The 3,255-nt window shown below is 64.9% G+C and carries 2 protein-coding genes and 1 pseudogene; 2 read left to right on the forward strand and 1 reads right to left on the reverse strand.

From position 1 onward, the window contains the following. Nucleotides 1–239: 239 nt before the first annotated feature. Nucleotides 240–1,019, forward strand: a pseudogene (locus tag CYU59_RS20250) (BTAD domain-containing putative transcriptional regulator); the annotation flags it as partial. Between the two features lie 89 nt (nt 1,020–1,108). Here CYU59_RS20250 and CYU59_RS20255 read toward each other — a convergent pair. Beyond that, complete coding sequence (locus tag CYU59_RS20255) at nt 1,109–2,341, reverse strand: DDE-type integrase/transposase/recombinase (protein ID WP_075630275.1); 1,233 nt, start codon at nt 2,339–2,341, stop codon at nt 1,109–1,111. A gap of 319 nt (nt 2,342–2,660) precedes the next feature. On the opposite strand from CYU59_RS20255, the gene CYU59_RS20260 reads away from it, so the two are divergent. Next, on the forward strand, nt 2,661–3,255 hold a 595-nt coding region (locus CYU59_RS20260; RefSeq protein WP_293002012.1), incomplete at its 3' end, for a DDE-type integrase/transposase/recombinase.

Genomic DNA, 3,255 nt, shown 5'->3' on the forward strand with positions numbered 1-3,255 from the left:
CAATGCCGTCATCGATCTGCAGAAGGGTCTGCCGCCGCGCCCCCCGTCACGCCCGCCGCCGGTACATAGCCACCGGCCCCGTGCGCAGTTGGCGTTGCTGCCTCGTTGTCCGTTCCGGCGGCCGTCATGTCGACGTCCGCCGTTGGGTCTTCCGCGGCTGCCCGCCACTGGAGGCGCCGTCGGTGCCTCGGCCGGCTGGTCAGGAGCCACCGGCGCCCGTTGCGTTGGCGACTGCGGCGGCCGGCGTTGAGGCGGCCGCCGCTGGCCGGTTCGAGGAGGCCAGCAGTCACCTGTCCATGGCCCTGGCGGAATGGCGCGGCCCAGTGCTTGACGACCTGCGCGACTTCGACTTCGTCGCCCCGTTCGCCGCCAAGGCCCTCGAAGACAAGGTGGCCGCGCACAGTGCTCGCGCTGAGGCCGAAATCGCCTGCGGGCGTGCCGACGGGGTGATCGGGGAGCTGGAGGCGCTCGCTGCCGAGCATCCCTATCGCGAGCCCCTGTGGGCGCAGCTCATCACGGCCTATTACGTCACCGAGCGGCAGTCCGACGCGCTGGGCGCCTACCGGCAGCTGAAGACGGCGCTGGCCGAGGGGCTGGGGATCGATCCCGGACCGACGGTCAGCACCCTGCACGAGCGAATCCTGCGCCAGGAGCCGATCGTCACCAAGCAGGCCGTCAAGAGCACCCGCAAGCGCAGCCGGATCGACACCAGGACCACGTTGTCGACGTCGGTCGTGGCGACACTGTGCGACCGCTTCGGACGCCGCTATCAGCTCAACAGTGCGACCACCCGGATCGGGCGGTTGGCCGACAACGACATCGTGCTCGACGACAACGACGTCAGTCGCCACCACGCCGTGATCGCTGACACCGGAACGGGTTTCGTGATCACCGATCTGCGCTCGACGAACGGTGTCGAGGTGCGGGGCGAATTGATCCGGGGGAGCGCCACTCTGGCGCATGGCGACAGCGTATGCATCGGGGGATGCGAGTTCGTCTTTGAGATCCGGCCTGCCTGAGTTGGTGCGGCGCCGGTCTGTCGGCCGCGGTTATCGACCGCTACTTGACCTCCTGACACGATCGAGCCTTGTCGGCAAGTTGCCTCATGTCAAGATGCGCGCGAAGGGTTGTTGGTTGCCTCACGTGAACGTGCGCGCTTGGTGAGTGGAGTCGGGACGCCGGCTGGGGCTTTGCTGGTGGTCAGGGTGAAGAGTTGGTTGGTCAACGCCTGGATCTGGCGTTGGGTGGCGGCTGGGTTGATCAGTGAGTAGGTCCGCTTGAGCGCCACGATGCGGTCCACGGTCATACTCGGGTGGTCGGTCGCCCGGTGAAACGGGGTGGTGGCCGTGTCGTGTTTTCTGGATACCTTGGCGCCTTTGCGGACTTTGGATACCAATTTCTGCTGGGGGTGGAAGTAGTTGGTCAGCTGTGACTGCAGTCGCCAGATCTCGTTGAGTAGCAAGAGTTCTGACGCTGTGTCGTAGCGGTAGTAGCCGACCACGGTGCGGACCACCACCCAGTTCTTCTGCTCGACGTGGCAGCCGTCGTTCTTGTTGCCCGGCCGTGACCGGGTGAAGGTGATTCGCCGGTCTTGGCACCATGCCAAGAGGTCGTCGTTGATGAATTCCGATCCGTTATCGCAGTCCACGCCGAGGATCGGGAACGGCATCGCGGCGGCGATCTGATTGAGGGCGGCCAGGATGTGTTTGGCCGTCCTGTCCGGTAGCGAGCGGCTTTCGGTCCAGCCGGTGGCGATATCGGTGACCGTCAACGTGAACGCATGGCCTCCACCCCGATTGCCGCCGTCATGGAAGACCGTGTCGATCTCGACGAAGCCGGGCACAGCGTCATCCCATTGGGCCCAGGTGCGCACCGGGATCTGACTTCGGATCAGCGACCCCGGCTTGGTGCCCACGCGTCCTTTGATCTTGTATCTGGCCCGTTCATCGGCCAGGCGGCGATCGATGGTGGCCGCCGACATCGATACCAGCAGTGCCGCCGTCTCGTCACTGATGACCAGCTCCCGGAAGTGGCGCAGCACGGCTACCAGCTCGGTGAGCATGGGTGCGAGCCGTTTGCCGGCGGGCATGCCCAGCACCGTCCAGCAGATCGTCAGCGCAGCAATCACATCCTCGCCGTATTTCACGGGCCGCGGACTTCGTGCAGACATGATCCTGGGGGCCAGCGCGGCTTTAAGTGCCTTGCGGGCATGGCTGCGATGCCAGCCCGTGTTGGCGCACAACTCGTCAAGAATCCGGGTCTTACCGCGCTTACCGGCCTGCTGATAACGAGTCGCCGCTGATTGGGTCACCGCCCTGCGCTCTGCCAATGTCAACCCCATCAACCGGGCCTACCGAACTCATTGCTGACCCGACCAGGCAGGCGCGCCGTCCACGCGCGCATTCTCGATGAGGCAACGAATCACCCTTTCGCGCGCATTTCTGACGAGTCAACGCGGTCGGGGGTAGCGGCTATAATCGAAAGTATGTTCGATAGGCTGCCGTTCCTCGCACCCGGGATGTGTCATCTCCCAGGACATCGGTGACAGTTCTGTGTCAGGACATCGGTGACAGTTCGGGCTGTGTTGGTGGTGACATTTCTGCCTCAGGGTTCGGGTGGTGGCTGTTAATGAACCGATCGATCCTCTGGTCCGGCTTGCTATCTCGCAGTGGCCCGATGACGCGCCCCGCGGGGCGGTTTCGACGTTCTGCGCCGAGTACGGCATCTCCCGCAAGTCGTTCTACGAGTTGCGTAAACGCGCCAGGGCCGACGGGCCGGCCGCAGTACTTGAACCCAGGACGAGACGACCCAAGTCGAGCCCATCGAGGTTGAGCGATGCGATCAAGGAGCAGGCTGTGGCCGTGCGTGCCGCACTGGAGGCCTCCGGCCTGGATCACGGGCCGATCAGTGTGCACGAAAAGATGCGCGCGATGGGCCTACAACCGGTACCTTCCACGGCATCGCTGGCGCGCATCTTCCGTGAGGCTGGCGTGGCTCGTCTGGAGCCGAAGAAGAAGCCCCGCTCGGCATGGCGGCGGTTCGTCTATCCGGCGCCGAATGCGTGCTGGCAACTCGACGCGACCGAGTACGTGCTGAGCGGCGGACGAAAGTGCGTAATCTTCCAGCTCATCGACGACCACTCCCGCTACGCGGTCGCTTCCCACGTCGCATTCAGCGAGACCGCCACGGACGCGATCGCAGTGGTGGACAAGGCCATCGCCGCCCACGGAGTGCCCCAACGACTGCTGTCGGACA

Source organism: Mycobacterium sp., assembly GCF_002863225.1.
In the GTDB taxonomy this organism is placed as follows: Bacteria; Actinomycetota; Actinomycetes; order Mycobacteriales; family Mycobacteriaceae; genus Mycobacterium.

Bases quoted from the DNA above. Each gene is read 5' to 3' on its own strand.
- CYU59_RS20255 (WP_075630275.1), bottom strand. From the start codon at position 2,341: ATGGGGTTGACATTGGCAGAGCGCAGGGCGGTGACCCAATCAGCGGCG.